The organism is Actinomadura madurae, from assembly GCF_900115095.1.
Lineage (GTDB): Bacteria > Actinomycetota > Actinomycetes > Streptosporangiales > Streptosporangiaceae > Spirillospora > Spirillospora madurae.
Window position 1 is genome coordinate 149,731 of record NZ_FOVH01000017.1, and the last position, 26,087, is coordinate 175,817.

At 71.2% G+C, this 26,087-nt stretch carries 32 protein-coding genes; 9 read left to right on the plus strand and 23 right to left on the minus strand.

The annotated features are described in order from the left end of the window. Window positions 1–5: 5 nt before the first annotated feature. Both BM339_RS36815 and BM339_RS36820 read left to right on the plus strand, forming a co-directional pair. Entirely contained in the window at window positions 6–1,175 is a 1,170-nt protein-coding gene (locus BM339_RS36815) for a sensor histidine kinase (protein ID WP_033330108.1), read from the plus strand. A gap of 1 nt (window position 1,176) precedes the next feature. Next, complete coding sequence (locus tag BM339_RS36820) at window positions 1,177–1,803, plus strand: response regulator (RefSeq protein WP_021598208.1); 627 nt, start codon at window positions 1,177–1,179, stop codon at window positions 1,801–1,803. Here the strand turns inward: BM339_RS36820 and BM339_RS36825 are convergent. The 5 genes from BM339_RS36825 to BM339_RS36845 form a co-directional block, all read right to left on the minus strand. After that, window positions 1,800–2,516 carry an ABC transporter permease gene (locus BM339_RS36825; RefSeq protein ID WP_024934173.1) on the minus strand — a complete coding sequence of 239 codons (717 nt, stop codon included), beginning with the start codon at window positions 2,514–2,516 and terminating at the stop codon, window positions 1,800–1,802. The two genes, BM339_RS36820 and BM339_RS36825, sit on opposite strands and share 4 nt — an antisense overlap. A 4-nt stretch (window positions 2,517–2,520) precedes the next feature. Continuing rightward, the gene (locus BM339_RS36830) at window positions 2,521–3,432 is read right to left on the minus strand and encodes an ABC transporter ATP-binding protein (protein ID WP_021598210.1); all 912 of its coding nucleotides are present in this window, start codon (window positions 3,430–3,432) and stop codon (window positions 2,521–2,523) included. After that, a complete protein-coding gene (locus tag BM339_RS36835; protein WP_021598211.1) occupies window positions 3,429–4,307 on the minus strand; it encodes an ABC transporter permease in 879 nt (292 codons plus the stop codon). Before BM339_RS36835 ends, BM339_RS36830 begins: the two co-directional genes overlap by 4 nt. Then, entirely contained in the window at window positions 4,304–5,248 is a 945-nt protein-coding gene (locus tag BM339_RS36840; RefSeq protein ID WP_021598212.1) for an ABC transporter ATP-binding protein, read from the minus strand. The genes BM339_RS36835 and BM339_RS36840 overlap by 4 nt, the downstream gene beginning before the upstream one ends. An 85-nt stretch (window positions 5,249–5,333) precedes the next feature. Further along, window positions 5,334–6,290: a DUF389 domain-containing protein gene (locus BM339_RS36845; RefSeq protein WP_075023898.1), complete on the minus strand. Its 957-nt coding sequence runs from the start codon at window positions 6,288–6,290 to the stop codon at window positions 5,334–5,336. 122 nt (window positions 6,291–6,412) lie between these two features. Between BM339_RS36845 and BM339_RS36850 the strand changes: the two genes are divergently transcribed. Continuing rightward, the gene (locus tag BM339_RS36850; RefSeq protein ID WP_075023899.1) at window positions 6,413–7,099 is read left to right on the plus strand and encodes an HNH endonuclease family protein; all 687 of its coding nucleotides are present in this window, start codon (window positions 6,413–6,415) and stop codon (window positions 7,097–7,099) included. A 75-nt stretch (window positions 7,100–7,174) separates the two neighbouring features. Next, window positions 7,175–7,498, plus strand: a complete 324-nt coding sequence (locus tag BM339_RS36855) for a hypothetical protein (RefSeq protein WP_021598216.1) — start codon at window positions 7,175–7,177, stop codon at window positions 7,496–7,498. Here the strand turns inward: BM339_RS36855 and glmM are convergent. The 3 genes from glmM to rplM all read right to left on the minus strand — a co-directional run bounded on the left by glmM (window position 7,495) and on the right by rplM (window position 10,022). Further along, window positions 7,495–8,838, minus strand: a complete 1,344-nt coding sequence (glmM, locus tag BM339_RS36860; protein ID WP_075023900.1) for a phosphoglucosamine mutase — start codon at window positions 8,836–8,838, stop codon at window positions 7,495–7,497. The two genes, BM339_RS36855 and glmM, sit on opposite strands and share 4 nt — an antisense overlap. A gap of 121 nt (window positions 8,839–8,959) precedes the next feature. Beyond that, window positions 8,960–9,469 (minus strand): 30S ribosomal protein S9, encoded by a 510-nt coding sequence (rpsI, locus tag BM339_RS36865; RefSeq protein ID WP_075023901.1) that lies wholly within the window; start codon window positions 9,467–9,469, stop codon window positions 8,960–8,962. Between the two features lie 100 nt (window positions 9,470–9,569). Then, window positions 9,570–10,022, minus strand: coding sequence for a 50S ribosomal protein L13 (gene rplM, locus BM339_RS36870; RefSeq protein ID WP_021598219.1), 453 nt, complete (start codon window positions 10,020–10,022; stop codon window positions 9,570–9,572). A gap of 729 nt (window positions 10,023–10,751) precedes the next feature. Here rplM and BM339_RS36875 point away from each other — a divergent pair. From BM339_RS36875 to BM339_RS36885, 3 genes are all read left to right on the plus strand, one after another. Next, window positions 10,752–11,495, plus strand: coding sequence for a CAP domain-containing protein (locus BM339_RS36875; protein WP_024934174.1), 744 nt, complete (start codon window positions 10,752–10,754; stop codon window positions 11,493–11,495). 119 nt (window positions 11,496–11,614) lie between these two features. Beyond that, on the plus strand, window positions 11,615–12,802 hold the full coding sequence (locus BM339_RS36880; protein ID WP_075023902.1) for a hypothetical protein: 1,188 nt from the start codon (window positions 11,615–11,617) through the stop codon (window positions 12,800–12,802). 24 nt (window positions 12,803–12,826) lie between these two features. Next, a complete protein-coding gene (locus BM339_RS36885) occupies window positions 12,827–14,434 on the plus strand; it encodes a hypothetical protein (protein ID WP_075023903.1) in 1,608 nt (535 codons plus the stop codon). A gap of 21 nt (window positions 14,435–14,455) precedes the next feature. Here the strand turns inward: BM339_RS36885 and truA are convergent, their stop codons facing one another. From truA to infA, 8 genes are all read right to left on the minus strand, one after another. Further along, entirely contained in the window at window positions 14,456–15,352 is an 897-nt protein-coding gene (gene truA, locus BM339_RS36890) for a tRNA pseudouridine(38-40) synthase TruA (RefSeq protein WP_024934176.1), read from the minus strand. Window positions 15,353–15,561: 209 nt separating this feature from the next. Beyond that, the gene (rplQ, locus tag BM339_RS36895; RefSeq protein ID WP_021596707.1) at window positions 15,562–16,119 is read right to left on the minus strand and encodes a 50S ribosomal protein L17; all 558 of its coding nucleotides are present in this window, start codon (window positions 16,117–16,119) and stop codon (window positions 15,562–15,564) included. Window positions 16,120–16,214: 95 nt separating this feature from the next. Further along, window positions 16,215–17,228, minus strand: coding sequence for a DNA-directed RNA polymerase subunit alpha (locus BM339_RS36900; RefSeq protein ID WP_021596708.1), 1,014 nt, complete (start codon window positions 17,226–17,228; stop codon window positions 16,215–16,217). Between the two features lie 106 nt (window positions 17,229–17,334). Continuing rightward, window positions 17,335–17,961, minus strand: a complete 627-nt coding sequence (rpsD, locus tag BM339_RS36905; protein ID WP_021596709.1) for a 30S ribosomal protein S4 — start codon at window positions 17,959–17,961, stop codon at window positions 17,335–17,337. Between the two features lie 90 nt (window positions 17,962–18,051). Further along, window positions 18,052–18,453: a 30S ribosomal protein S11 gene (rpsK, locus tag BM339_RS36910; protein WP_021596710.1), complete on the minus strand. Its 402-nt coding sequence runs from the start codon at window positions 18,451–18,453 to the stop codon at window positions 18,052–18,054. Between the two features lie 48 nt (window positions 18,454–18,501). Next, window positions 18,502–18,882 (minus strand): 30S ribosomal protein S13, encoded by a 381-nt coding sequence (gene rpsM, locus BM339_RS36915; RefSeq protein ID WP_021596711.1) that lies wholly within the window; start codon window positions 18,880–18,882, stop codon window positions 18,502–18,504. A gap of 183 nt (window positions 18,883–19,065) precedes the next feature. Next, complete coding sequence (gene rpmJ, locus BM339_RS36920) at window positions 19,066–19,179, minus strand: 50S ribosomal protein L36 (protein WP_021596712.1); 114 nt, start codon at window positions 19,177–19,179, stop codon at window positions 19,066–19,068. Between the two features lie 65 nt (window positions 19,180–19,244). Further along, window positions 19,245–19,466 carry a translation initiation factor IF-1 gene (gene infA / locus BM339_RS36925; RefSeq protein ID WP_018657567.1) on the minus strand — a complete coding sequence of 74 codons (222 nt, stop codon included), beginning with the start codon at window positions 19,464–19,466 and terminating at the stop codon, window positions 19,245–19,247. Between the two features lie 261 nt (window positions 19,467–19,727). Here infA and BM339_RS36930 point away from each other — a divergent pair, with 261 nt between their 5' ends. Together BM339_RS36930 and BM339_RS36935 are read left to right on the plus strand one after the other, a co-directional pair. After that, window positions 19,728–20,285, plus strand: coding sequence for a hypothetical protein (locus BM339_RS36930; RefSeq protein WP_075023904.1), 558 nt, complete (start codon window positions 19,728–19,730; stop codon window positions 20,283–20,285). 176 nt (window positions 20,286–20,461) lie between these two features. After that, complete coding sequence (locus BM339_RS36935; RefSeq protein WP_021596714.1) at window positions 20,462–21,277, plus strand: phosphodiesterase; 816 nt, start codon at window positions 20,462–20,464, stop codon at window positions 21,275–21,277. A 28-nt stretch (window positions 21,278–21,305) separates the two neighbouring features. On the opposite strand, the gene BM339_RS36940 is transcribed toward BM339_RS36935, so the two are convergent. From BM339_RS36940 to rpsE, 7 genes are all read right to left on the minus strand, one after another. Next, entirely contained in the window at window positions 21,306–21,755 is a 450-nt protein-coding gene (locus BM339_RS36940) for a DUF1707 SHOCT-like domain-containing protein (RefSeq protein WP_021596715.1), read from the minus strand. A gap of 16 nt (window positions 21,756–21,771) precedes the next feature. Then, the gene (map, locus tag BM339_RS36945) at window positions 21,772–22,611 is read right to left on the minus strand and encodes a type I methionyl aminopeptidase (RefSeq protein WP_075023905.1); all 840 of its coding nucleotides are present in this window, start codon (window positions 22,609–22,611) and stop codon (window positions 21,772–21,774) included. A 12-nt stretch (window positions 22,612–22,623) separates the two neighbouring features. Further along, complete coding sequence (locus BM339_RS36950) at window positions 22,624–23,274, minus strand: adenylate kinase (RefSeq protein WP_021596717.1); 651 nt, start codon at window positions 23,272–23,274, stop codon at window positions 22,624–22,626. After that, on the minus strand, window positions 23,274–24,572 hold the full coding sequence (gene secY / locus BM339_RS36955) for a preprotein translocase subunit SecY (RefSeq protein WP_021596718.1): 1,299 nt from the start codon (window positions 24,570–24,572) through the stop codon (window positions 23,274–23,276). Before secY ends, BM339_RS36950 begins: the two co-directional genes overlap by 1 nt. Before the next feature lie 226 nt (window positions 24,573–24,798). Next, window positions 24,799–25,272 (minus strand): 50S ribosomal protein L15, encoded by a 474-nt coding sequence (gene rplO, locus BM339_RS36960; protein WP_021596719.1) that lies wholly within the window; start codon window positions 25,270–25,272, stop codon window positions 24,799–24,801. Window position 25,273: 1 nt separating this feature from the next. Further along, window positions 25,274–25,456: a 50S ribosomal protein L30 gene (gene rpmD / locus BM339_RS36965; protein ID WP_021596720.1), complete on the minus strand. Its 183-nt coding sequence runs from the start codon at window positions 25,454–25,456 to the stop codon at window positions 25,274–25,276. After that, entirely contained in the window at window positions 25,453–26,073 is a 621-nt protein-coding gene (gene rpsE / locus BM339_RS36970) for a 30S ribosomal protein S5 (RefSeq protein WP_021596721.1), read from the minus strand. Before rpsE ends, rpmD begins: the two co-directional genes overlap by 4 nt. Window positions 26,074–26,087: the final 14 nt, after the last annotated feature.

Here is a 26,087-nt window from a genome sequence, read left to right on the forward strand (position 1 = left end):
TCGGCATGGCGCGGCCCGGCGAACGTCCCCAGGTGCGGGCGCTGCGCAGGTGGTACGCCGCCGCCTGGGTGGTGTTCGGGCTGGTCCCGCCCGCGCTGGCGGTGTGGGACCAGCCGGACTCCACCAGGTCCGCCACGCTGTCGCTGCTGTCGGTGATCGGGCTCTGCTACCCGATCACCGGGACGTTCCCGGGGAATCCGGCGCTCCGCCGGTTCACGTTCCTCGGCGTGCTCGTCGCGGGGATCGGCGCCGTCGCCTACCTCATGGACGGCGCCGCGTCCCTGCTCATCGTCTCGCTCCCGCACTTCTGGATCCTCGCGGGGAGCCCGCGGCGCGCGGTCGTCCTCAGCGGTGCCGCCGCCGCGGCCGCGGTCGCCGGCGACGCGGTCCGGTCGGCGCCGGACGGCGCGCAGCTCAGCGGCAACTCCGTCGCCGCGCTCATCGGCTACGCGGCCGGGGTGCTGTTCGGGCTGTGGATGCACCGGGTCGTCGGGCAGCACGACGCGCGCGCCCGGCTCCTCGCCGCCGACCTGGAGGACGCCGAGCGGCGGCTCGCCGAGGCGCAGCGCCGGCAGGGCGCCGCCGACGAGCGCGAACGGCTCGCCCGCGAGATCCACGACACGCTCGCGCAGGGGTTCGCGTCCATCGTCGTCCTGGCCGAGGCGGCCCGGACGGGCCTTCGCGCCGACCCGGACCGCAGCGCCCAGCAGCTCCTGTCGATCGAGCAGACCGCCCGGGAGAACCTCGCCGAGGCGCGCGTCCTCGTCGGGACGGCGTCGGCGGGCAGCGTCGCCCCGGCCTCCGTCGCCCGGACGCTGCGCCGCACCCTCGACCGGTTCGCCGAGGACACCGGGCTCACCGTCACCGCCGACCTCCCGGACGTCGACTGCGACCAGACGACCCGGATCGCGCTGCTGCGCTGCACCCAGGAATCGCTCGCCAACATCCGCAAGCACGCCGCCGCGTCCACGGTCGGGGTCGTCCTCGAACGCCGCCCGCACGGCGTCGAACTGGAGATCACCGACGACGGGCGCGGCTTCGCGGTCGCGGAGTCCCGCGGCTTCGGCCTGGACGGGATGCGCCGCCGCCTCGCCGAGCTCGGCGGCGAGCTCACCGTGACCAGTTCCCCCGGCGACGGCACCCGGGTCCTCGCCACGATCCCCGCGAAGGCATGACATGACCGGCAGGCTCAGGATCATCGTGGTGGACGACCACACGGTCATGCGCGCGGGCCTCGTCGCGCTGCTGGCCGCCGAACCCACCATCGAGATCGTCGGCGAGGCCGGCGACGGCCGCGAGGCGGTGGCGCTCGCCCGCCGGCTCCGCCCCGACGTCGCGCTGCTCGACCTGCGGATGCCCGTGCTGGACGGCGTCGCCGCCACCACCGAGATCGGCGCCGCCGGGACCCGCGTCCTCGTCCTCACCACCTACGACACCGACACCGAGATCGAGCGCGCGATCGAGGCCGGCGCCATCGGCTACCTGCTGAAGGACACCACCCGCGAGCAGCTCGTGGACGCCATCCACGCGGCGGCCCGCGGCGAGACCGTTCTCGCGCCCCGCGTCGCGGAGAAGCTCGTCGCCCGGATGCGCCGCCCCGAGCCGGCCGCGCTGACCGCCCGGGAGATCGACGTGCTCCGGGCGGTCGCCGACGGCCTGTCCAACGCCGAGATCGGGCGGCGGCTCGTCATCGCCGAGGCGACCGTCAAGACCCACCTCCTGCGCGTCTTCGCGAAGCTGGACGTCAGCGACCGCACCCACGCCGTCGTCGTCGCCATGGACCGCGGCCTGCTCGCGCGCTAGTCGGCGCTCGCGACCGCGAGGGTGCGGAGCCGGACGGTGGCGAGGGCCGTCGCGGCGGCCGTGACCACCACCAGCAGCGTGATCGCCACCGGCAGGTCCACCACCGACTTGACCGGCGACGCTCCGGTGAGCGCGTCGATCACCGACAGCGCCCACTGCTGGATGGACGCCTGCTGCGCGCCCGGCGCGAACGTCCCGAGCAGGGTCTCCCACACCAGCGCGTACAGCAGGCCGATCGTGACGGCGTTGCGGCTCGCGACCGCGAGGGCCACGAACACCGCGCTGTAGGTGAGGCCGCCGACCAGCGTGCCGACCGCGAACGCGGGCGTCAGCCCGGCCGTCGTCCCGGTCAGCAGGAGCGCCGCGAGGGCCGTCGGGACGACCGCGAAGGCCGTCACCAGGACGATCGCCACGACCAGCTTCGTCAGCACGACCACCTCGCGCCGGATCGGCTTGGTCAGCACGTACATGATCTGGCCGTCGTCGATCTCCGGCCCGATCACGCCGCTGCCGGCGATCAGCGCGAGCAGCGGCAGCAGCGTCGCGAGGCCGAACGTCTGCAGCACGTTCGCCGAGATGTCCAGGTCGTTGTTGCCGGTCACCCGCAGGGCGGCCGCGAGGAGGAGCAGGAGCAGCGGCAGCCCCAGCAGGAGCAGGGCCCGCTTGCGGCCGAGCATCGCCCGGAACGTGATCATCGCGATCGTTGCATTCATGGGATCACCGGGCCACCAGGTAGGAGAACACGCTTTCGAGGGACTCGTCGGCCGGGGAGACCTCCCAGAGGCGCACCCCGGCGTCCCGCGAGATCTGCGGCAGCAGCCAGGTGAAGCGCTGGAAGTCGATCGCCTCGACCTGCAGCCCCTTGTCGGTGAGCTGCACGCTGCGCGCCGAGCCGTCCGCGATGATCGCGGCGGCCAGCCGGCGGTCGTCGCCCGACCGGACGAGGAAGATGTGCGGCCGGTCGGTCATCAGCCGCCGGATCTTGCGGAAGTCGCCGGACGCGGCGTGCCGCCCCGCCACGATCACCTCGATGTGGCTGGCGAGCCGCTCCACCTCCTCCAGGATGTGCGAGGAGAACAGGATCGTGCGCCCCTCGGCGGCCATCCGCTGGATGAGGTCCATCAGCTGCAGCCGCTGCCGCGGGTCCATGCCGTTGAACGGCTCGTCCAACAGCAGCACCGGCGGGTCGTGCACCAGCGCCGACGCCATCTTGATGCGCTGCTTCATGCCCTTGGAGTAGTTGCCGATCTGGCGGTCGGCCGCGTAGTCCATCTCCACCAGGCCGATGGCGCGGCGGGCCGCGGCACCCGGCTCGGGCAGCTTGTGCAGTTTCGCCATCGCCAGGATGAACTGCTCGCCGGTGAGGAAGTCGTACGCCGACTCCCGCTCCGGGACCAGGCCGAGGCTGCGGTAGATGCCCGGGTTCCGCCAGATCGGCGTCCCGTCGAGCGTCACCGACCCCGACGACGGCGCGAGGAACCCGCCCATCATGTGGATCAGCGTCGACTTGCCGGCGCCGTTCGGCCCGAGCAGCCCGGTGACCCCCGGCCCGACCTTCATCGACACGCCGTTGACGGCCACGACGTTCCCGTACCAGCGGGACACGTTCTCCAGAATCAACTCGCTCATGACAGCCCCGCCTTACGGAACCTACGGTAAAGGACCGCGATCGAACCGAGGACGATGACGGTGCACAGCGCCAGCGCCACCACGCCGCCCTCGATGCCGGACGGCACCCCTCCTGACGACGACTGCGCGCCCAGCAGCCTGACCTGGACGATGTCCACCAGGTTGAACGGCGCGAACAGCCCCGCCCAGCCCTGGAGGGTGAAGTTCGTCTGCTCCTCGGCGATCCCCTGGACGACGCCGACGAACGCGGTGCTGATCATGTAGACGGCGATGACCGCGGCGACCCCGAAGCCGCGGCGCGGCGTGAACGCCGCGACCACCATCCCGATCGCGGCCAGCACGAGCGCGAACAGCACGCAGCCGACCAGGGCGCCGAGGTACTTGAGCACCTGCTCGCCCGAGTCCGGCATCTTGGCGACCAGCCCGCCGACGTACAGGACGGTGACGGGCACGGCCATCAGCGCGAACAGCGCGGACGCCATCGCGGCGCCCTTGGCCAGCACGAAGTCGAGATGGCCGACCGGGCGCGAGAAGTACAGCGGGATGACGTGGAACCGGACCTCCCGCGAGGCCAGCACCGGCGCCTGCGTGGCCAGGAAGATCGCCACGATGACCTGCATGATGACGGCGTAGCCCGAGTAGCGGATCAGCGCGTCCGGCTCCTTGGTGAAGGAGAACGCCGCGACCGACCCGGCGGCCGGCAGCATCATGATCGCCGCCAGCAGGAACGGCATCACCTTCGCCCGCGCGGGACGGCCGAGGCCGAAGGCGGCGCGCAGGTTGTGGACGTACAGCGACCGCAGCACGTACGCGCGGCCGTTGCGGCGCCCTTCGTAGTGGCGGTACCCGATGTCGTGGATCGTGCTGGTGCTCATCGCGGCGCCCCCTCCTGGACGGTCCCGGCGGGCGCCTGCGGCGCGGGCGGCGTCTGGAAGACCTCCTCGATGTGGTGGCGGCGCTGCTCCATCCGGATCAGCCGCAGCCCGAGGTCGGCGACACCGTCGCGGATCAGGTCGTAGGTCTGCTCGCCGGCGATGTCGACGACGAGGAACCGGCCCTCCGGATGGACGGACACGCCCTGGTCGTAGAGGTGCTGCCCGAGCGTGTCGCGGCCCTCGTCCACCTCGACGGTGAGGACGCCGCTCTCCTTGGTGTAGGCCTCGACGGCCTGCGAGCGCAGCAGCTTCCCGCCGTCGATGATCACGACGTGGTCGCAGACCCGCTCCAGCTCGCCGAGCAGGTGGGACGTGACGAGGACGCTGATCCCGAACTCGGCGCCGATGCGGCGGATCAGGTCGAGCATCTCGTCGCGCCCGGCCGGGTCGAGGCCGTTGGTGGGCTCGTCCAGGAAGACGAGCTTCGGGTCGTGGACGAGGGCCTGCGCGAGCTTCACCCGCTGGCGCATCCCGGTGGAGTAGCCGCCGATGGGGCGGTAGCGCTCCTCGTACAGGCCGACGTGCCGGAGCGTGTCGGCGGCGCGTTCGCGGGCCGCGGTCGGCGGCAGCCCGCACATCCGGGCCATGTGCACGACGAACTCGGTCGCGGACACGTCCGGCGGCAGGCATTCGTATTCGGGCATGAACCCGACGCTCTCCCGGATCCGCAGGCCCTCGCGGGCGATGTCGAGGCCGAGGACGGTCGCGGTGCCGGAGGTCGGCGGCTGCAGCCCGAGGAGGATCTTGATGAGCGTCGACTTGCCGGCGCCGTTGGCGCCGACCAGCCCGACGACGCCCGGCTCGACGGCCATGGACAGGTCGTCCAGGGCGGTCACCCGGGGGAACCTCATCGTCAGGCCCTGGGTGGCGATGATCGGCATATCACCGAACCTAGTGGCTGGGCGCGTGCGCCACGTCACCCTCAAGTGCGATGCCGGCCAGCCTTTAGGCCGATGTCGCGGCGACCTAAGTTCCCCGGATGAGCGACTTTCGGCCACGGCGCCGCAGGACCGATGACCACACCGCGCGCTGGACGACCAGCGTCAGCGCGCCCGCGATGATCATCCCGGCGAAGTTGACCGCGAGCTGGAGCAGCGACCCGGTGATCTCGCTGGCGTGCTTGAGCGCCATCGCGACCGCGAGGTTCCCGGCGGCGGGCACGGTGGTGACCGAGATGAAGACGCCGACCAGCGCCGACGACTTGCCCGCGGTGAGCGACAGCACCCCGGCGGCCCCGGCGAGCAGCGCGACGATGAACGACCAGCGGTCCGGGCTGTAGATGAACGCGGTGAGCGGCCGTTCGTCCGGCAGCCGGTCCAGCTCGATCACGCCGATCCATCGGCTGACCAGCGCGCACACGTACGTGATCACGATCGCCACGGCGAACCCGGCCGCGAGCGCCCGCACCGCCTCCACGATCCGGCCCGGCTGGAGGCGGACGAGGCCGTAGCAGATCGCCGCGACGGCGCCGAACTCCGGCCCGAGCACCATCGCGCCGACCACCAGGACCGGCGAGTCGATCAGCGCCGCGATCCCGGCGAGCTGCGTGGCCAGCGCCAGGAACGCGACGAACGACCAGGTCAGCGCGGTGCCCTCGCTGACCTGCCGGTCCAGCTCCTCCCAGACGACGGCGTCGTCGCCGTGGCCGGGCGCCCGCTCCCTGGCCAGCTCGGCGCGCTCCGACAGCGTCAGGTCGACCTTGTCGAGCGCGATGGACCCGTCCCGGTCGACGCCGAGCGCGCGCAGCGCGTCCAGCACCTCGTTCGCCGACTCGCGCGCGACGTCGGCCGTCACCAGGTCGCCGCGCGGGGCACGCGCGGCGCCTTCGAGGACGACGACGTTGGCGGCCCCGGCGCAGCCGTCCAGCACCGCGCAGACCCGTTCCGTGCGGTCCGCCGGGACGATCGCTCTGAGATGCAGCACGGGCCAATCCTGCCCCAGACGGCCGAAGCCGTGTGGCCGGGAAGCCAGCCCATACGGTTTGATCGGTTATTTGCTGACGAGGCGGCAAAAACCAACAGAAAAACCCCCAGGACGGTGACGGCATGGCCGGTGGCCCTGCGCTGGTGCACGCTCTACGAACGGCCGCGGCGGCCCTCGCGCTCGCCGTGCCCCTCGCCACGGCGGCCTGCGAAGGCGGCGTCGGCCTCTCGGAGACCGGCGCCCCGCCGTCCGGTACGCCGAAGTCCGGCGACGCGGCCCGCGCCCGCAAGGACCTCGCCGGTCTGCGCGTCGCGTCCGAGGGCGACGGCGGCGGCTACGAGCGCGGCAAGTTCGGCACGCGCTGGAAGGACACCGACCGCAACGGCTGCGACCAGCGCAACGACGTCCTCGCCCGCGACCTGGCGAAGGTCGAGAAGAAGGGCGATTGCGTCGTCCTCGCCGGTCGCCTCGACGACCCCTACAGCGGCAAGACGATCACCTTCGCGAAGAAGGACGCCGCCGAGGTGCAGATCGACCACGTCTACCCGCTCGCCCTCGCCTGGCGCATGGGCGCGTCCCGCTGGAGCGAGGACCGCCGCGAGCGGTTCGCCAACGACCACGCCAACCTCCTCGCCGTCTGGGGCGTACCGAACCGGCAGAAAAGCGACTCGGGCCCCGGCGAATGGAAACCCCAGAAGGCCTTCCAGTGCACCTACGCGATCAAGTACATAGCGATCGCCGACAAGTACGCCCTCCCCATAACCCGCCCCGACCACAACGCCCTCCAGGACTTCCTCGGCCGGTGTTGATCCAGGGGGCGCCCCCCTGCCCGTGATGGTGGTCGGGTCACCCCCGAGGGCAGGGCGGAGCCATATGCTCGTGAGATGAGCAGCGAACCGGAGCGGACTGACAGTGAGGGCGGGGACGGCGCCAAGGACGAGCGGCCGCGGGTGCGGACCGAGCGGGGCGTCGGCGCGCGGGCGACGGGGGCCGAGGTGACCGGGGCGTCCGCCACCGGGGTGGCGTTGCGGGCGGGCAACGGGCTCGGGTCGCTGGCGCTCGGGGCGATGGCGGTCGGCGCGGTCGCCGTCGGGGCGGTCGCGATCGGCAAGCTCGTCGTGAAGCGGGCGGTGATCGCCCATCTGGAGGCGGGGACCGTCGAGATCAGGCACCTGAAGGTCGGGCGCCTGGAGATCGACGAGCGCTAGCCGAGGGCCGCCTTCACCACGCCCGCGAGGTGCTCGGCCACCGACCGGGCCTGGGCTTCGGAGGCGGCCTCGACCATCACCCGGACCATCGGCTCGGTTCCGCTCGGCCGGATCAGGACGCGGCCGGTCTCGCCGAGGTCGGCCTCGGCGGCGGCGACGGCCGCGGCCAGGTCCGGGGACGTCTTCGCGCGGGTCTTGTCGACGTCCTTGACGTTGATGAGGACCTGCGGCAGCCGCGTCATCACCTTGGTCAGCTCGTCCAGCGGCTGCCCCCGGCGGACCATCGCGGCGAGCAGGTGCAGGCCGGTGAGGACGCCGTCGCCGGTGGTGGCGTGGTCCAGCATGATGACGTGGCCGGACTGCTCGCCGCCGAAGCCGAAGCCGCCCTCCTTCATCGCCTCCAGGACGTACCGGTCGCCGACCGCGGTCTGCACGACGGTGATGCCCGCCTGCTGCATCGCGAGCTTGAACCCGAGGTTCGACATGACGGTCGCGACCACGGTGTCGGCGGCGAGCGCGCCCGCCTCGCGCAGGTCGAGGGCCAGGATCGCCATGATCTGGTCGCCGTCCACGATCTCGCCGGACCCGGTCACGGCCAGGCAGCGGTCCGCGTCGCCGTCGTTGGCGATGCCGGCGTCCGCGCCGTGCTCCCGGACGGCCTTCTGCAACGCCCCCAGATGGGTGGAGCCGCAGCCGGAGTTGATGTTCAGCCCGTCCGGCGCCGTGCCGATCGTGATGACCTCGGCGCCGGCGCGGCGCAGCGCCTCCGGGGCCACGTCGCTGGACGCGCCGTTCGCGCAGTCGACCACGACGCGCAGGCCGTCCAGCGACACCGGGACCGTCGAGAGCAGGTGCGCCACGTACTGCTCGACCGCGCCGTGCGCCTCCCGGACGCGGCCGACGCCCGCGCCGGTCGGCGGGTCCCACGCCTCGCCGAGGCGCGCCTCGATCCGGTCCTCGATCTCGTCGGGCAGCTTGTGGCCGCTGCGGTCGAAGAACTTGATGCCGTTGTCGGGGGCCGGGTTGTGCGACGCCGACAGCATCACGCCGATGTCGGCGTCCAGCTCGTGCGTCAGGTGCGCGACCGCGGGCGTCGGCAGGACGCCGAGCCGCAGGACGTCCACCCCGGAGCTGGCGAGGCCCGCCACGACGGCCGCCTCCAGGAACTCGCCCGAGGCGCGCGGGTCGCGGCCGACCACCGCGACCGGCCGGTGCCCCTTGAACGCGCCCTGCTCGCCCAGCACCCGCGCCGCCGCGACGGACAGGTCCATCACCAGGGGGGCGGTGAGGTCGCGGTTGGCGAGCCCGCGCACGCCGTCGGTTCCGAAGAGACGAGCCACAGTTCAACTCCCGATCAGAGAGGGGCACCCCGGAAAAGCGGACGAGCCGCCGCACCCGGTGCGCCGGCCACGCGGGGCCGGCCGCGGAGAAGCCACGGGGTGCGACGGCTCGTGCCGTCGATCAACGCTTGCTGTACTGCGGAGCCTTGCGGGCCTTCTTGAGGCCGGCCTTCTTGCGCTCCGGCACCCGCGCGTCGCGGGTGAGGAAGCCGGCCTTCTTCAGCGCCGGGCGGTGCTCGATGTTCGCGAACTGCAGCGCGCGGGAGATGCCGAGGCGCAGCGCACCGGCCTGGCCGGTGGTGCCGCCGCCGTTGACGCGGGCGAGCACGTCGAACTGGCCCTCCAGGCCCAGCAGCACGAACGGCTCGTTCACGATCTGCTGGTGCACCTTGTTCGGGAAGTACTGGTCCAGGGTACGGCCGTTGATCTTCCACTGGCCGCTGCCGGGGACGATCCGGACCCGGGCGATGGCCTGCTTGCGGCGGCCGGTGCCGGCGGCGGGGCCGGTCGCGACCGGCTGGCCGAGGTAGCTCTCGCCGGCGGCCTCGGGGGTCTCGGTGCTGTACTCGGACGGCGCGTCCTCGTACGACTCGGTCTCGGCGGCCTGCTCGGCGCCGGTGGTCTCGTCCACGGTTCTCCTTGGGGTGTTCTAGCCAGGGCGGCTGGCCCGTCTTCTCGGGTGCCCCGGCGGCCTCATGTCGCGGTGCGCGCGATCGGGTCGCGCGCGGGTGTCACTTCTTGATCTGGCTGATCTGGGTGATCTCGAACGGGACCGGCTTCTGCGCCTGGTGCGGGTGGTCCGGCCCGGCGTAGACCTTCACCTTGCCGAACATCTTCCGGCCGAGGGAGTTCTTGGGCAGCATGCCCTTGATCGCCTTCTCCACGGCCCGTTCGGGGTGCTTGGCGAGCAGGTCGGCGTAGTTCACCGAGCGCAGGCCGCCCGGGTAGCCGGAGTGCCGGTACGCCTTCTTCTGCTCCAGCTTGTTGCCGGACAGCGCCACCTTCTCGGCGTTCACGATGACGACGAAGTCACCGGTGTCGAGGTGCGGCGCGTAGATCGGCTTGTGCTTACCCCGAAGCAGCTGCGCGACATGACTGGCGAGACGGCCCAGCACGACATCGGTCGCGTCGATGACGTACCACTGACGCTGGACGTCAGCGGGCTTAGGGGTGTACGTGCGCACGGTCGTAAGCCTTCGTTTCTCGTCGACTTCTGAGCGGTTTCGATCCTCCGCCCGCCCGTACGGGCGAGCACCACCTGGCAGCGGAATCCTGCTCGCGCCGATCAGAGGATCATTCCGACCTGGCGCTCCGGGAGGCCGGGGCCCGCACGGCGCCGCGAGAGGCGCATGCTCGGGACACACCGGCACGTCGTCGCGTCTCCCCCGCCCGTACGGGCCAGGCGTGAACGCACACAACAAACACGCAGGATACTCGGCCGCGCGCGTGCGGGTCAAAACAAGGCGCCCTGACGGCATCGGCCGTGTTCGCCATTATCGCGCACTCCGACATTCCTCCCGAATCAGGAACCGTCAGCGCTCTGCCGATCACGGAATGTAGTGATTTTGATCTTTCTTGAGAGATCTTCGTAACTGGGGGTTGATATCGGGATATGGTGCCGGGCGACCGGTCCACGCCGGCGCGAGCCGGCCCGCACCCGGGAGCCCCCGCTGTCCTCTCCCCGCAGACCAGGCGATCCCGCCGGACGCCGCAGTCCCGGCCACGGGCGCGAGCGTCCCGCACCGTACGACGCCGCCCCGCGCGGCGGTTCCGCCCCCCGCGACGAGCTCGTCGCCGGCGCCCCGCGCCGTGCCCGCTCCGGCCCGCCGCCCGGCGGGCGACGTCCGTCCGGCGACGGCTCCGGCCGTCCGCCGGGACGCAGGCGCCGCGGCAAGAGCGCGACCGGGATCGTGGTGGCCATCACCGCGTCCGGGCTCGCGATCGGCATCGGCGTCGCGATCGACCGGCTCGTCCTGCCCGAGCTGCGGTCGGAGAAGACCGCCGCGTCCGGGCCCGAGAAGGACCCGTCGACCGTGTCCCTGCCGGGACCGCAGAGCGACCCGCTGGCCGGAACCGGGAACGGCTCCGGCACGGGCGCCGGCGGCGAGGGCTCGCCGAGCGCCGCGCCCTCGCCGACCACGGCGGAGCCGACGCCGCCGCTGAAGCCGATCCACCCGCGGACGACCGCCGCGGCGAAGCCGTCCAAGTCCGACGCGCCGCCGAGGTCGGGCTCGCCGTCGTCCGGCGGCGGCTCCGCGGGCGGCAGCACCGGCGGCTCGTCGAGCACCGAGACCGCCGTGGTGACGCTGACCAACGCCGAGCGCGCGAAGAACGGCTGCAAGGCGCTGCGCATCGACCAGCGGCTCGTCGTCGCGGCCCGCAAGCACTCCGCGGACATGGCGGCCAACAACTACTTCGACCACACGTCCCGCAACGGCGACAGCCCGTGGAAGCGGATGGAGGACGCCGGCTACCCCAGCCCCGGCGCGGAGAACATCGCCAAGGGCTACCCGACCGCCGCGGCCGTGGTGAAAGGCTGGATGAACAGCCCCGGGCACCGGGCCAACATCCTCAACTGCGGCCTGCGCGCCGTCGGGGTCGGCAAGGCCTCGGGCCCCGGCGGGCCGCTCTGGACGCAGAACTTCGGCTGGAAGTGACCCCCGCGTTCCTCGCGGTCATGACCTTCGGGAAATCACCGGCGTCCGGTTCGCCCCCATGTCATGGTGGGTGTCTCGAAGGTCCAGAGCCCTGAACGAGGAACGGTAAGGTCCACACCATGGGTTATCCGGGCGATCAAGGCAAACCCGGCGACTGGCCTCCGCGGCAGTCGCCGCACGCGCCGTACGGACCCGGAGAAGAAGCGCCGCCGTACGGCCACGACAACAACGAAGCCCCCTTCGCACCGCGCGACGAGGCGCCGGGCGCCAGGCCGTTCGGGCAGGAGCCGTTCGGGCAGGAGCCCTTCGCCCAGGAGCCGTTCGGCCAAGAGCCGTTCGGCCAGGGGGCGTACGGGCAGCCGTCCAGTAACGAGCCGCTCGGGCAGCCGTCCGGCAACGAGCCGTTCGGCGGGTCGCCCGCCGGCGACACCGCCGCGTGGTCCGACCAGCCGCCCGCGTGGGGAGACGAGCCCGTCGCGGGCAACGTGGCCGGCCCGGACCCCTACGGCGCCTACGAGGGCCCGCCTCCGGGCCCGGCCGGCGGCCCCGGCGGCGGGCCGGTCCCGCCCGAGCGCCGCCGCAACCTCCCGCTGATCATCGGCGGCGCGGCGGTCGCCGGGATCCTGCTCATCGGCGGCGGTGTCGGGCTGTCGTCGATGCTCAAGGGCGACGACGAGCCGGAGAAGAAGGCACCGGCCGGCGCCGCCTCCAAGCAGCCCCAGGCGACGCCGAGCCCCACCAAGCCCGTCCTCGCGCCGGTGAAGCTGCAGAGCCGCACCACCGACCCCTCGCCGCTGACCCTCAAGGAGGTCTTCGGCAAGAGCAGGTTCACCGCGGGCGGCCACAAGTACGTCCGCACGGCCGTCAACTCGCAGAAGAGCTGCACCGGCGTCGTCGGCGGCACGACCCTGGAGAAGACTTTCAAGAAGGGGCGCTGCACGCAGGCGCTCCGCGCCACCTACGCGCTCAGCACCGGCGCCCTCATCGGGACGGTCGGCGTCTTCAACCTGGAGAACGAGAAGGCGGCCAAGCTGGCCGTCAAGGCCGCGGGCGGCAAGGACGCCTTCCTCCAGGCGCTGCCCGGCAAGGGCGTCTCGAAGAACAACGGCAAGGGCGAGGCGCTCGGCACGTCGCAGGCGCGCGGCCACTACGTCATCATGACGTGGGTGCAGCGGCCGGACGGCAAGAAGATAGCGACCAAGTACCATGCCGCCGTCCGGGTCTTCGGCACTCAGATGGTCAAGGGCAGCAACCTGGCCCTGGCCCTGCACTACAGGGAAACCGAAGGCAAGCCCCTCCAAAAGTGACCTGGTTGAATACCCTCTCTGCTTATGTCTGGACCTAGAGACACCCGGGAGACCGCCGAGGACGCGGGCACGGCCGCCGTCCCCGCCGACGCGGCCCCGCCCAGTTTCGGCGGTGCGGCTCCCCCCGCCGACGCGGTCGCCGAGGAGGCGCCGCAGGCGGAGTCCGCCTCCCTCAAGCTCCCAGCCTTCGGCCTGGAGGCCCCCTGGTGGGCCGCCGAGTCCGCGGACACCTCCCCGCCGGAGGACGACGACCCGCAGGACGCGGAGGCGCGGCCGGAACCGGTGGCCGAGGACGAGCCGGACACCCCACGGGCCGAGCCTGAGCCCGCCGCGGCTCCGCCCGGGACGCTGGTCGCGGGCGAGGGGGTCCCGAGCGTCGACTCGCGCCGGGCCGTCCCCGCCGAGCCGATCGTCAAGCCCCCGGTCTCCCCGGACGACACCGACCCCGACGGCTTCAAGCCCATCCCGGCGGAGGACGAGAACCCGTCCGACGATCCTCGGGACGAGGTGTCCGAGGACGCCGCCGAACAGGGCGGCCAGGACGACGCCACCGCGGCGAGCGAGACACCGCGGGACGAGACCACCCCGGAAGAAACCGCGGACGACACCGCCGTGGACGACACCGTCGTGGAGGGGACCCCCACCCCCGTCTCGGCGTTCGAGAAGGCCAAGGAGGCCGAGGACGCGGCGCCCCTCGCCCCGGTCCTCGTCCCGGACGCGATCCTGCCGCCCGGGTTCGTCCCGCCCACCGGCAGCGGCCCGTTCCCCAGCACCGAACCCGACGCGGGCGCCGCGCCGACCGCCGAGCAGCCCGCGGTGATCACGCCGGTCTACCACGCCGAGGGCGGCGTCCCGAACGACACGCCTCCACCGCCCGGGCGACCCCCGCGGGACACCGCGGGCCAGGGCGGGAACAAGCGCCGGACCCTGCTGATCGGCGGCGGCGCGGCGATCATCCTCGCCGCGGCGGCCGCCCTGTTCCTCGTCGGCGGGACGGGTGCGAGCGGCGAAGGCGGCGGGAAGAAGCAGAGCGGTGAGCCGCCGCCGGTGTCGCAGTCCACCCCGCCCGCCACGCCGTCCCCCGGCGCCGGCGGTGGCGGCGGCGCGCCGGCGACGCGCATCGACAACGAGAAGACCGACCCCGGCGACCTGGCGTTCCACGACGTCTTCCCGGCCGAGATTCTGCGGCTCGGCGGCCGGACCTTCACCCGCGACCGCTGGTCCCTCAACCGGGACGTCGCGTACGCGGCGCGCGGCTCGATGCTCGCCACCCTGAAACGGGAGAGGTGCCGCAAGATCGTCCGCGCGACGTACATCGACCCGCGCAGCAAGCTCGCCGTCACCTCCGGCATCGCGGTGATGCCGACGAAGGCGGCGGCGCTCACCGTCAGCAAGGCGGGCGACCCCGCCAAGTACGAGTGGTTCCGCGGCATGGCGGGCAAGCGCTCCCCGGACATCGACCGGGCCGGCGGGTACGCGGCGGCGACCGTCCGCGGCCGGTACGTCGCCTACGCCTACGTGCAGTGGGCGAACGGCAGGACGGCCGAGCCCGGCGACCCGACGATCAAGAAGATCGCGCAGCAGTTCCTCGACCACGACCTGCGCCCGATCGTGCAACGCGCCGGGGGCTGAGCCGGCGCGGACGCCCGCGGGTCAGCCGCCCTGCCGGGGCGCGGCCCCGCCGGACGGGGCGGGCTGCTCCGCGGCCGCCGCGGCGGCGGTGGCGTTCAGCGTCCGGACGCGGCGGGTCTCCTGGGCGCGGCGGGCCAGGCTGTCGTCGTCCGGGTAGCGGATCTCCTCCAGGCACAGGCCGTGCGCCGGCGCGACGTTCACCCCCGAGTCGCGGACGCGGGCGGCGAGCACCTGCGCGGGCCAGTCGGCCTCGCGCCGCCCGTCCCCGACCATGAGCAGGGCGCCGACGAGCGCGCGGACCATCGAGTGGCAGAACGCGTCGGCCTCCACGGTCGCGAGCGCCAGGTGCGGGTCACGGTCGTCGCGGGCCCACTCGTACCGCAGCAGCTCGCGGATCGTCGTCGCGCCCTCCCGCTTCCGGCAGTACGCCGCGAAGTCGTTCTCCCCCACCAGCAGCCGCGCGGCCTCGTTCATCCGGCCGAGGTTCAGCGGGCGCGGGTGCCACAGCACGTCGTGGCGGCGCAGCGGGTCCACCCCGACCGGGTTGTCGCACACCCGGTACACGTAGCGGCGGGACAGCGCGGAGAAGCGCGCGTCGAACCCCTCGGGCGCGACCGACACGCGCCACACCCGCACGTCCGGCGGCAGCAGCCCGGCGAGCCGGCGCGGCATCGTCCCGTTGATCGCCGAGTAGGCGGCCACCGGGACGACCAGGTGGGCGACCTGCCCGCGCGCGTGGACGCCGGCGTCGGTGCGTCCCGCGACGGTGAGCATGGGCGGCGGGTCCAGGCGCAGCATCCGCGCCAGCGCGTCCTCGATGACGCCCTGGACGGTCCGCTGGTTCGGCTGCCTCGCCCAGCCCGCGAAGTCCGACCCGTCGTAGCCGATGTCGAGCCGGAGTCGTACCAGAGCGGTCATGTCAGCCGTATCGTCCCTCTGCACCGTGCGTCCGTTCCCCCCGATGATCCGCGTCCATCGGGCACTTCCCTGACACGCTCCCCGCTTAACCGCCGCCCGCCTGCCATGACCATGAGATCAAGTCTGGCAAAGTTCGGGCCCGCCGTCCCGAAGGAAACGGCGGGCCCTCACGAATGTCGAGCAAACGCTCGCCTAGGTCGCGTGGAGAACTACTCCTTGCCCTCGGCCTTGGCGTCGTCCTCGGCGTCATCCTTGGCCTCGTCCGCCGCGGTGTCGTCCTGCCCGGCCTTCGCGTCCGCGGCCTCGGGCTCGTCGTCGGCGGCGGCCTTGCTGAGGGTGACCTCGCCCTCGGCGGGCAGGTCCTCCTCGGCGATCGTGGGCGTGTCGGCCTTGCCGGTGGACGCGGCCAGCTGCTCCTGCACCAGCTCGATCACGGCCATCGGCGCGTTGTCGCCCTTGCGCGGGCCGATCTTGGTGATGCGGGTGTAGCCGCCGGGCCGGTTCTCGAAGCGCGGCGCGATCTCGGTGAAGAGCTCGTGCAGCACGCCCTTGTCGCGGATCGTGCGGGCCACCAGGCGCCGGTTGTGCAGGTCGCCCTTCTTGGCCTTGGTGATCAGCTTCTCCGCCAGCGGGCGGACCCGGCGGGCCTTGGCCTCGGTGGTGGTGATGCGGCCGTGCTCGAACAGGGCCGTGGCCAGGTTCGCCAGGATCAGCTTCTGGTGCGCCGCGCTACCGCCGAGGCGGGCGCCCTTGGTGGGCTGGGGCATGGTGCGTCCTTCCTGCACCGGCCGTATCAGGTACCGGTGTCAGCTGGTTCCGGGACGGCCGGGGAACGGTGCCCCCGGCCGCCGGAATCGGGTGTCTAGTACTGCTCGGTCTCGGCGTAGCTCTGGTCGTCGTCGCCGTAGTTGTCCGCCGCCGCGCTCGGGTCGAACCCGGGCGGGGAGTCCTTCAGCGACAGGCCCATGTCGTTGAGCTTCTGCTTGACCTCTTCGATCGACTTGGCGCCGAAGTTCCTGATGTCGAGCAGGTCCTGCTCGCTGCGGGCCACGAGCTCGCCCACCGAGTGGATGCCCTCGCGCTTCAGGCAGTTGTAGGAGCGGACCGTCAGGTTCAGCTCCTCGATCGGCAGGGCCAGGTCCGCGGCGAGCGCGGCGTCCGTCGGGGACGGGCCCATGTCGATGCCCTCGGCCTCGACGTTGAGCTCCCGGGCCAGCCCGAACAGCTCGACGAGGGTCTTGCCGGCGGACGCGACCGCGTCGCGCGGCAGCATGCACGCCTTGGTCTCCACGTCCAGGATGAGGCGGTCGAAGTCGGTGCGCTGCTCGACTCGGGTGGCCTCGACCTTGTAGGTGACCTTGAGCACGGGCGAGTAGATGGAGTCGATCGGGATCCGGCCGATCTCCTGGCCCGGCTGCTTGTTCTGCGCGGCGGAGACGTAGCCGCGGCCGCGCTCGACCGTCAGCTCCATCTCCAGCTTGGCCTTGTTGTTCAGCGTGGCGATGTGCAGGTCCGGGTTGTGGACCTCGACGCCCGCGGGCGGCGCGATGTCGGCCGCGGTGACCTCGCCCGGCCCCTGCTTGCGCAGGTACATGACCACGGGCTCGTCGTGCTCGGACGAGACGACGAGCTCCTTGAGGTTCAGGATGATGTCGGTGACGTCCTCCTTGACGCCCGGCACGGTGGAGAACTCGTGCAGGACGCCCTCGATCCGGATGCTGGTGACGGCCGCACCGGGGATCGAGGAGAGCAGGGTACGGCGCAGCGAGTTGCCGATCGTGTAGCCGAAGCCCGGCTCCAGCGGCTCGATGGTGAACCGCGACCGGTACTCGTCGACCTGCTCTTCGGTGAGAGTGGGACGCTGAGCGATGAGCATGGTGATGCCTTCTTTCCGCGGTGCCCGCTATTTGACTACCGCGTTCGAGAGTGTTCCCCGTTCCGCCGGGATCCCACCCGGGGACCCCGGCGGAACGGCGTGAGCCCTACTTGGAGTAGAGCTCGACGATCAGCTGCTCCTGGACGGGAGCGTCGATCTGCTGCCGGACGGGCAGCGAGTGCACGAGGATCCGCATCTTCTCGCCGTCCACCCCGAGCCACGCCGGGACCGGCCGATCGCCGACCTCGGCCTTGGCGACCTGGAACGGCGTCATCTCGGCCGACTTGGGCTTGACGTCGATGATGTCGGCCTCGCTCACGAGGGCCGACGGGATGTTGACCTTCGTGCCGTTGACCCGGATGTGGCCGTGCCGGATGAGCTGGCGGGCCATGTCGCGGGACTTGGCGAAGCCGCCCCGGTAGACGACGTTGTCGAGCCGGCGCTCCAGCAGCGTGAGCAGGTTGTCGCCCGTCTTGCCCTGCTGGCGGTTCGCCTCGACGTAGTAGTTGTGGAACTGCCGCTCCAGCACGCCGTAGATGCGCCGAGCCTTCTGCTTCTCGCGGAGCTGCAGCAGGTACTCGGTCTCCTTGGGCCGGCCGCGTCCGTGCTCACCCGGCGGGTAGGGACGGATCTCGATCGGGCACTTCGGGCCCTCGCACTTGCTGCCCTTGAGGAACAGCTTCATCTTCTCGCGGCGGCAGAGCTTGCAGTCCGCACCGGTGTAACGAGCCATTGTTTCTAGATCTCCCCTGCCTCAGACGCGCCTGACCAGCACAGTGGCGGGCGGTGCCGCCTGTGCAGATTCCAGATTGCTCATCGCTGGTCAGACCCTCCGGCGCTTCGGCGGGCGGCAGCCGTTGTGCGGAACGGGCGTGACGTCCTGGATCGAGCCCACCTCAAGACCGGTCGCCTGCAGCGACCGGATGGCGGTCTCGCGGCCCGAACCCGGGCCCTTCACGAAGACGTCGACCTTGCGCATGCCGTGCTCCATCGCGCGCCGGGCGGCGGCCTCGGCGGCCTGCTGCGCGGCGAACGGGGTGGACTTGCGCGAGCCCTTGAACCCGACGTGGCCCGAGGAGGCCCAGGAGATCACGTTGCCGTTGGGGTCGGTGATCGAGACGATCGTGTTGTTGAACGTGCTCTTGATGTGGGCGTGCCCGTGAGCGACGTTCTTCTTCTCCTTGCGGCGCACCTTCTTGGCGCCGACACGGCTCTTAGGAGGCATTCTGCTCTCTCTACTCTGAGGTCATCGATCCGGAGGACCGACTCCGGACTACTTCTTGCCGGCCTTCTTCTTGCCGGCCACGGTCTTCTTCTTGCCCTTGCGGGTACGCGCGTTGGTCTGCGTGCGCTGACCGTGCACCGGAAGCCCGCGGCGGTGCCGGATGCCCTGGTAGCACCCGATCTCGATCTTGCGGCGGATGTCCGCCTGGACCTCGCGGCGAAGATCACCCTCGATCTTGTAGTTCGCCTCGATCCAGTCGCGGAGCTTGACCAGCTCGTCGTCGCCGAGCTGGTGGACCCGCAGATCGCCGCTGACGTCGGTGCCCGCGAGGGTCTCCAGCGCCCGCGTCCGGCCGATGCCGAAGATGTAGGTGAGAGCGACCTCGAGGCGCTTGTCGCGCGGGAGGTCGACGCCGAGGAGGCGTGCCATGTGGGCAGTCCCTTCATTCTCCCGGAGGTATGGACGCGTCGCCTCCGCACACACCCTGCCCGGGTGGCGGCCCCGGCCTCCGGAGGTCCGGGGGTGTTCCTCCACACGACGGTGCCGTACGACCCCGGGTGGGGTTCGTACGGCCCGGTGCGAAGGCTGCGATGCGCTTGCTGTGGTTGAGCGTCAGCCCTGACGCTGCTTGTGGCGCGGGTCGGAGCAGATCACCATGACCCGGCCGTGCCGGCGGATGACGCGGCACTTGTTGCAGATCTTCTTGACGCTCGGCTTGACCTTCACTGGGTCTCCTAGGAATCAGGGTCACCCCCGCGCCGCCACGCACGGGGAAGGCAACCCCAGTGGTTCTACTTGTAGCGGTAGACGATCCGACCGCGCGTGAGGTCGTAGGGGCTCAACTCCACAACGACGCGGTCGTCCGGCAGGATCCGGATGTAGTGCATCCGCATCTTGCCGCTGATGTGGGCGAGCACCTTGTGCCCGTTGTCGAGCTCCACCCGGAACATGGCGTTCGGGAGGGACTCGATCACGGTGCCCTCGATCTCGATGGCCCCTTCTTTCTTGGGCATGTCCTCCGCGCTTCGCTGATCGGCTCATTGGACGCGGCCCGGCTCTCCAGGAGAGAATCGGCCGCAACCCACACCGCGACGCGGAAGCGTCAGGGAAGGGGAATCAGGCGGCCGGCAACGGACCGACAAAGGAGTCTACGTCAACCGGCCGCCCAATGCGAAATCAACGCATGATACGGGTCCGGAGACTCCTCCCGACCCAAGCATACATCGCGTACGCGTTGTACCTTTCCAGGAGAGAGACGTCGGAGGAGGATCAGCATGCCGAGCTATGACTTCGCGCTGATCCTCAGTCGTCCCCTCTTCGAGGACGAACTGGATCCGCTGTTCGACCGCACGCACGGCGCGGTCACGGTCTCGATCATCAGCGAGCCGCAGCACGCGGAGCGCCCCGGGAACGCCTCCTGCTCGTGGACCGGCGCCACCCTCGCCGCGGCGATCATGGAGGTGGTGGGGCACGTGGAGGAGAGCGCGCCCGGCCTGCACGTCCTGCAGGTGGAGGCCGACCCGCTGCTGACGATCCGCGACATCGCCGAGCGGGTCGGGCGATCCCTGGACTCGGTCCGGCACGCGATCACCGGGGCCCGCGGCGCCACCGGCTTCCCGTCCTCGGAGATGTCGACCGCCGGCCACCGGCTGTGGCGCTGGTCCAAGGTCGCCGCCTGGTACGACCTCGACGACCCGCAGCTGGTGGAGGCCAAGCCGACCGTGCAGGCCATCAACGGCTGGCTCGCGCTGCGCGACGTCGTCCCCGACGTGGCCCCGGCCCCCGAAGAGGTGACCTCGGCCCTGTCCCTGGTGATCCCGCACGTCGCCTAGCGGCAAGGGCGTTCCGGACCGCTGACTCCCAGGGCGTGAGAGATGCCCGTAATGTCGTTTTTACATGGGCGAGTCGACAGTCCGGGCGGGTGAGCGCGAAGATCGTCTCGGGGCGGGCGGGGGGTGCCCGGAGCGTGGGTCCGTGATGTGTTGGGGCAAGGGGGAAGAGGGGATCGATGGCGATCATCGCGCAGCTGAGCGACATCCACCTGGCGGCCGGACGGGACGGCGAGGTGGACGACGCCTCCGGGCCGGTGCGCGCCCTGCGGGCCGCCGTGTCCAGCCTGCTGTCGCTGCCCGCGCGGCCCGACGCCGTCGTCCTCACCGGTGACCTGGCCGACGGGGGGCGGCCCGCCGAGTACGCCCGGCTGCACGCGCTGCTGTCGCCGCTGCCGATGGCCGTCTACCCGATGTGCGGCAACCACGACGACCGCGACGAGATGCGCAAGGCGTTCGGCGACCACCCGGCCGTGTCCGGCACCGCGACCGGGCCCGGGGCGCCCGTCCAGTACGCCGCCGACGTGGCGGGCGTCCGGCTCGTCTGCTGCGACACCACCGTCGACGGCCACCCCCACGGGCACATGAGCGAGGAGCGCCTCGCCTGGCTGGACGCGACCCTCGCCGCCGCGCCCGGCACCCCCACGGTCATCGCCACCCATCACCCGCCCTACCCCATCGGGATGCGGTTCATCGACGACCTGCGCTTCGTCGACCCGGCCGGGTTCGCCTCCGTCATCTCGCGGCACCCGCAGGTCGTGCGGATCATCTCCGGGCACGTCCACCGGGCGTCCGTCGGGTCGCTCGCCGGGACGGTAAGCACGACCTGCCCGAGCACCTACCGGCAGCTGTTCCTCGACCTCACCAAGCAGGGCCGCGCCGCCGTCACGGGCGAGCCCGCCGGGTTCGCCGTCCACCTCATCGGCGAGGACGGCACCGCCACCACGCACTTCGCCCCGACCGGGAACTACCGGCCGCTGATGGACGTGGAGTGAGACGCGGAGTGAACCGTGGAGCGAGCCGTCAGTAGCCCCCCGGCCGGCCGCCGAAGATCGTGCGCAGCAGCAGGAGCGCGCCCCACGGGCCCGCCACCCAGATCCACCACGGGTAGACCGCGTCCGCCGTCGCCAGCAGGATGACCAGCCAGATCGTGAAGTTGATCCCGCTGACCACGGCCCAGGTCCCCCACATCGCGCGGGTGCCGGTCAGGTCGAGGTCGCGGGACGGGGGCCGCGCCGGCGACGCGGTGCTCTTCGGCTGCGACGCCGGGACGGGCAGCTGATAGAGATCCTCCTCCGGCAGGTCGGAGGTGACCTCCTGGAGCTGCCCGAGGGTCCTCGCCGCGTACACCGACTCCAGCCGCTCCTGCAGCTCGTCCATCGTGATGCGGCCGAGCGCGCAGTGCTCCCGCAGACTCGCCGCCACCCGGTCGCGGTCGGCGTCCGAGGCCCGGATGTCAGGATTCGGCGCCATCATTCCTCCCGCACCTTTAGGACGAGCCGTCCCTTCCATTCTGCGGCGGTGACGCGAGCTTCGCGAACCATTCCCGCCCCTCGTCGAGGGCGGTCAGGACGCGTGGACCGTCCTCGGTGACCGCGAACGTGTGCTCGAAGTGCGCCGAGGACCGCCCGTCGGTCGTCACGACCGTCCAGCCGTCGTCCAGCTCGACGGTCTCCTTCGTGCCGAGGTTCACCATCGGCTCCACCGCGAAGCACATCCCCGGCTCCAGGACGGGCCCGTGCCCCGGCGCGCCGTGGTTCGGGATCAGCGGGTCCATGTGCATCTCGGTGCCGATGCCGTGGCCCCCGTACCCCTCGACGATCCCGTAGCGGCCCTGAGAGCGGATGTGAGCCTCGATCGCGTGCGAGATGTCCGTGAGCCGCGCCCCCGCCCTCCCGGCCGCGAGACCGCGCCACAGGGACGCCTCGGTGACCTCCAGCAGCCGCCGCTCCACCTCGGTGATCTCGCCGACCGGGACGGTGACCGCCGCGTCGCCGTGCCAGCCCTCGACGATCGCGCCGCAGTCGATCGAGATGACGTCGCCGTCCCGCAGCATCTTGTCCGCGCGCGGGATGCCGTGCACGATCTCCTCGTTGATCGAGGCGCAGATCGTGCCGGTGAAGCCGTGGTAGCCCTTGAACGACGGCACGCCGCCGTTGTCGCGGATGTGCCGCTCGGCGAGCGCGTCCAGGTCGAGGGTGGTGATCCCCGGCTTGACGGCCTCGCGCAGCAGCTCCAGCGTCCGGCCGACGAGCAGGCCCGCCGCGCGCATCAGCTCGATCTGCTCCGCGGTCTTCACCTGGATCGCGGGCCTACGCCGTTTGAACATCTCTCCCCGCCGTCATCTCTCCAGCGGGCGCAGCGCGGTCAGGGCGCGCTTGGTGACCTCTTCCACGGGCCCGGTCGCGTCGATGCCGACGAGGATGTTCTCGTCGGCGTAGAACTGCACCAGCGGGGCCGTGTCGTGCTTGTAGACCTCCAGGCGGTGCATGACCACCTCTTCCTTGTCGTCGTCCCGCTGGAAGAGGTGGCCGCCGCAGTCGTCGCAGATGTCGTCCTGCTTGTCGTCGAAGTCGACGTGCCAGATCCGCCCGCACCGGTCGCAGGTGCGCCGCCCCGACAGCCGGCGGACGACCTCGTCCTCGTCGACGACGAGCTCCAGCACGATGTCGAGCCGGGCGTCCCACTCGGAGAGGATCTTCTTCAGCGTCTCGGCCTGCGGGACGTTGCGCGGGAACCCGTCCAGCAGGAACCCGTCGCGGGCGTCGTCCTCGGCGAGCCGGTCGCGGACCATCGCGATCGTCACCTCGTCGGGGACGAGGTCGCCGCGGTCCATGTACTGCTTGGCCTGCCGGCCGAGCTCGGTGCCACCGCTGACGTTCGCGCGGAAGATGTCACCTGTCGATATCTTCGGGACCGACAGATGAGATGCGATGAACTGGGCCTGTGTCCCCTTGCCCGCTCCCGGGGGGCCCACCAGCACGATACGCACTACCGGAGGAAGCCCTCGTAGTTGCGCTGTTGCAGCTGACTCTCGATCTGCTTCACGGTATCCAGTCCGACGCCGACGACGATGAGGATGCTCGCGCCGCCGAACGGGAAGTCGTTGGTGGCGTTCAGGAGTGCGAACGCGACCATCGGGATCAGGGACACGAGCCCCAGGTACAGCGCACCGGGTGTGGTGATCCTGGTCAGCACGAAGTCGAGGTATTCGGCGGTCGGCCGACCAGGACGGATACCTGGGATGAATCCACCATACTTCTTCATGTTGTCGGCGACTTCAGTGGGGTTGAAGGTGATCGCCACGTAGAAGTACGTGAAGAAGATGATGAAGACGAAGAAGATCGCCATGTGCCAGGCGTTGTCCTGCTGCAGGTACGGCTGGACCTTCTGCAGCCACTTGGTGTCGGGCCACAGCTGCGTCGCCAGCACCGGCAGGTAGAGCAGCGACGACGCGAAGATGATCGGGATGATGCCGGCCTGGTTCACCTTCAGCGGGATGTAGGTGGACGTCCCGCCGTACATGCGCCGGCCCACCATCCGCTTGGCGTACTGGACGGGGATGCGCCGCTGCGCCTGCTCGACGAACACGACGCCCGCCATGATCGCCAGGCCGACGAGGATCACGACCGCGAAGACGAAGCCGTTCTTGGCCTTGTAGATGCTCCAGAACTGGGCGGGGAAGACCGCCACCACCTGCGTGAAGATCAGGATCGACATGCCGTTGCCGACGCCGCGGTCGGTGACCAGCTCGCCCAGCCACATGATGACGGTCGTGCCCGCCACCATGCAGATCACCATGGTGAGGATCGGGAAGATGCCCGTCTCGTACAGGATGTCGTCGCTGCCCGACACACCCTGGAAGAGCTGCCCCGTGCTCGCCATCGCCACGATGCCGGTGGCCTGCAGGATCGCCAGCCCGACGGTCAGGTAGCGCGTGTACTGCGTGATCTTCGTGGTGCCGGCCTGGCCCTCCTTCTTCAGGGCCTCCAGGCGCGGGATCACCACCGTCAGCAGCTGCAGGATGATGCTCGCCGTGATGTACGGCATGATTCCCAGCGCGAACACCGACAGTTTCAGCAGCGCGCCGCCGCTGAACAGGTCGACGAGTCCGTAGAGCTGGTTGCTCTCCTTGGCCGCGTCGGCGGTCTCCTTCAGCACCTTCACGTTGACGTTCGGCGTGGGCAGGATCGAACCGATCCGGAACACCACGATCATCATCAACGTGAAGAACAACTTTTTACGCAGGTCAGGCGTACGGAAAGCCCGAGCGAACGCGGTCAGCACCATTCCTCCTGCGCGACTGGCGAATTCATGGCCGCCGAGGGGCCGGTTACAGGTCCATGAGGTCCGGCGGAGGATACCCGCCGAGAAACCCGAGTGTGGAATCTCACGCGGTCACCTTCGCCCGTGTGACTCTAACAGCAGATGACACCGGGGCCGTCCCGCCCTTCCCGGCGGCCTCGCGGCCCCGGGCGATGGACGAGAACGGCCCCGGCATCGAAGGTGATCCTTCTTACAGCTCGTCAGTGGTCCCCCCGGCGGCGGCGATCTTCTCCTTGGCGGCGCCGGAGAAGGCGTGCGCCTTCACCTGGACCGCGACGGAGATGTCGCCGGTGCCGAGGACCTTGACCGGACGGCCGCGGCGCACCGCGCCCTTGGCCGCCAGGTCCTCCGCCGTGACCTCGCCGCCCTCGGGGTAGAGCGCGGCGAGCTTGTCCAGGTTCACGACCTGGAACTCGACCCGGTTCGGGTTCTTGAAGCCCTTGAGCTTCGGAACCCGGCGGATCAGCGGCATCTGGCCGCCCTCGAAACCGACGGGGACGGTGCTGCGGGCCTTGGTGCCCTTGGTGCCGCGGCCCGCGGTCTTGCCCTTGGACGCCTCGCCGCGGCCCTTGCGGGTCTTGGCCCTGTTGGCGCCGGGGGCCGGACGCAGGTCGTGGACCTTGAGCGGGGTGCCCTCGGTGTCCTTGCCGAGATCAGCCGCCATGTCAGTCGACCTCCTCGACGGTGACCAGGTGCGCCACCGTCCGGATCATGCCGAGCACCTCGGGGCGGTCCTCCCGGACCACGCTCTGCCCGATCTTCTTCAGGCCGAGGGTGCGCAGCGTGTCACGCTGGTTCTGCTTCTCGCTGATCACGGACTTGGTCTGCGTGATCTTCAGGTTGCTCATGACGCCGCGGCCTCCGCCCTCGGCTCGCTGCCCGCGGCACGCGCGCGCAGCATGGCCGCCGGGGCGACGTCCTCGATCGGCAGGCCGCGCTTGGCCGCGATCTCCTCGGGACGCTTGAGCGCCTTCAGGCCCGCGATCGTCGCGTGCACGATGTTGATCGCGTTGTCGCTGCCGAGCGACTTGCTGAGCACGTCGTGGATGCCGGCGCACTCCAGCACCGCGCGCACCGGGCCGCCGGCGATGACGCCGGTACCGGGGCTGGCCGGACGCAGCAGGACCTCGCCCGCGGCGTCCCGCGCCTGCACCAGGTGCGGGATGGTGCCCTGGATCCGCGGCACCTTGAAGAAGTGCTTCTTGGCCTCCTCGACGCCCTTGGCGATCGCCGCGGGCACCTCCTTGGCCTTGCCGTAGCCGACGCCGACGGTGCCGTTGCCGTCACCGACGATCACCAGGGCGGTGAAGCTGAAGCGACGCCCGCCCTTGACGACCTTGGCGACACGGTTGATCGCCACGACCTTCTCGATGTACGACTGGCCCTTGTCGGCGCCACCGCGGCGGTCGTCGCGGCGATCGCGACGGTCGCCACCCTGACCGCCGCCACGCCTCTGCGCTGCCATCAGTGGTTCCTTCC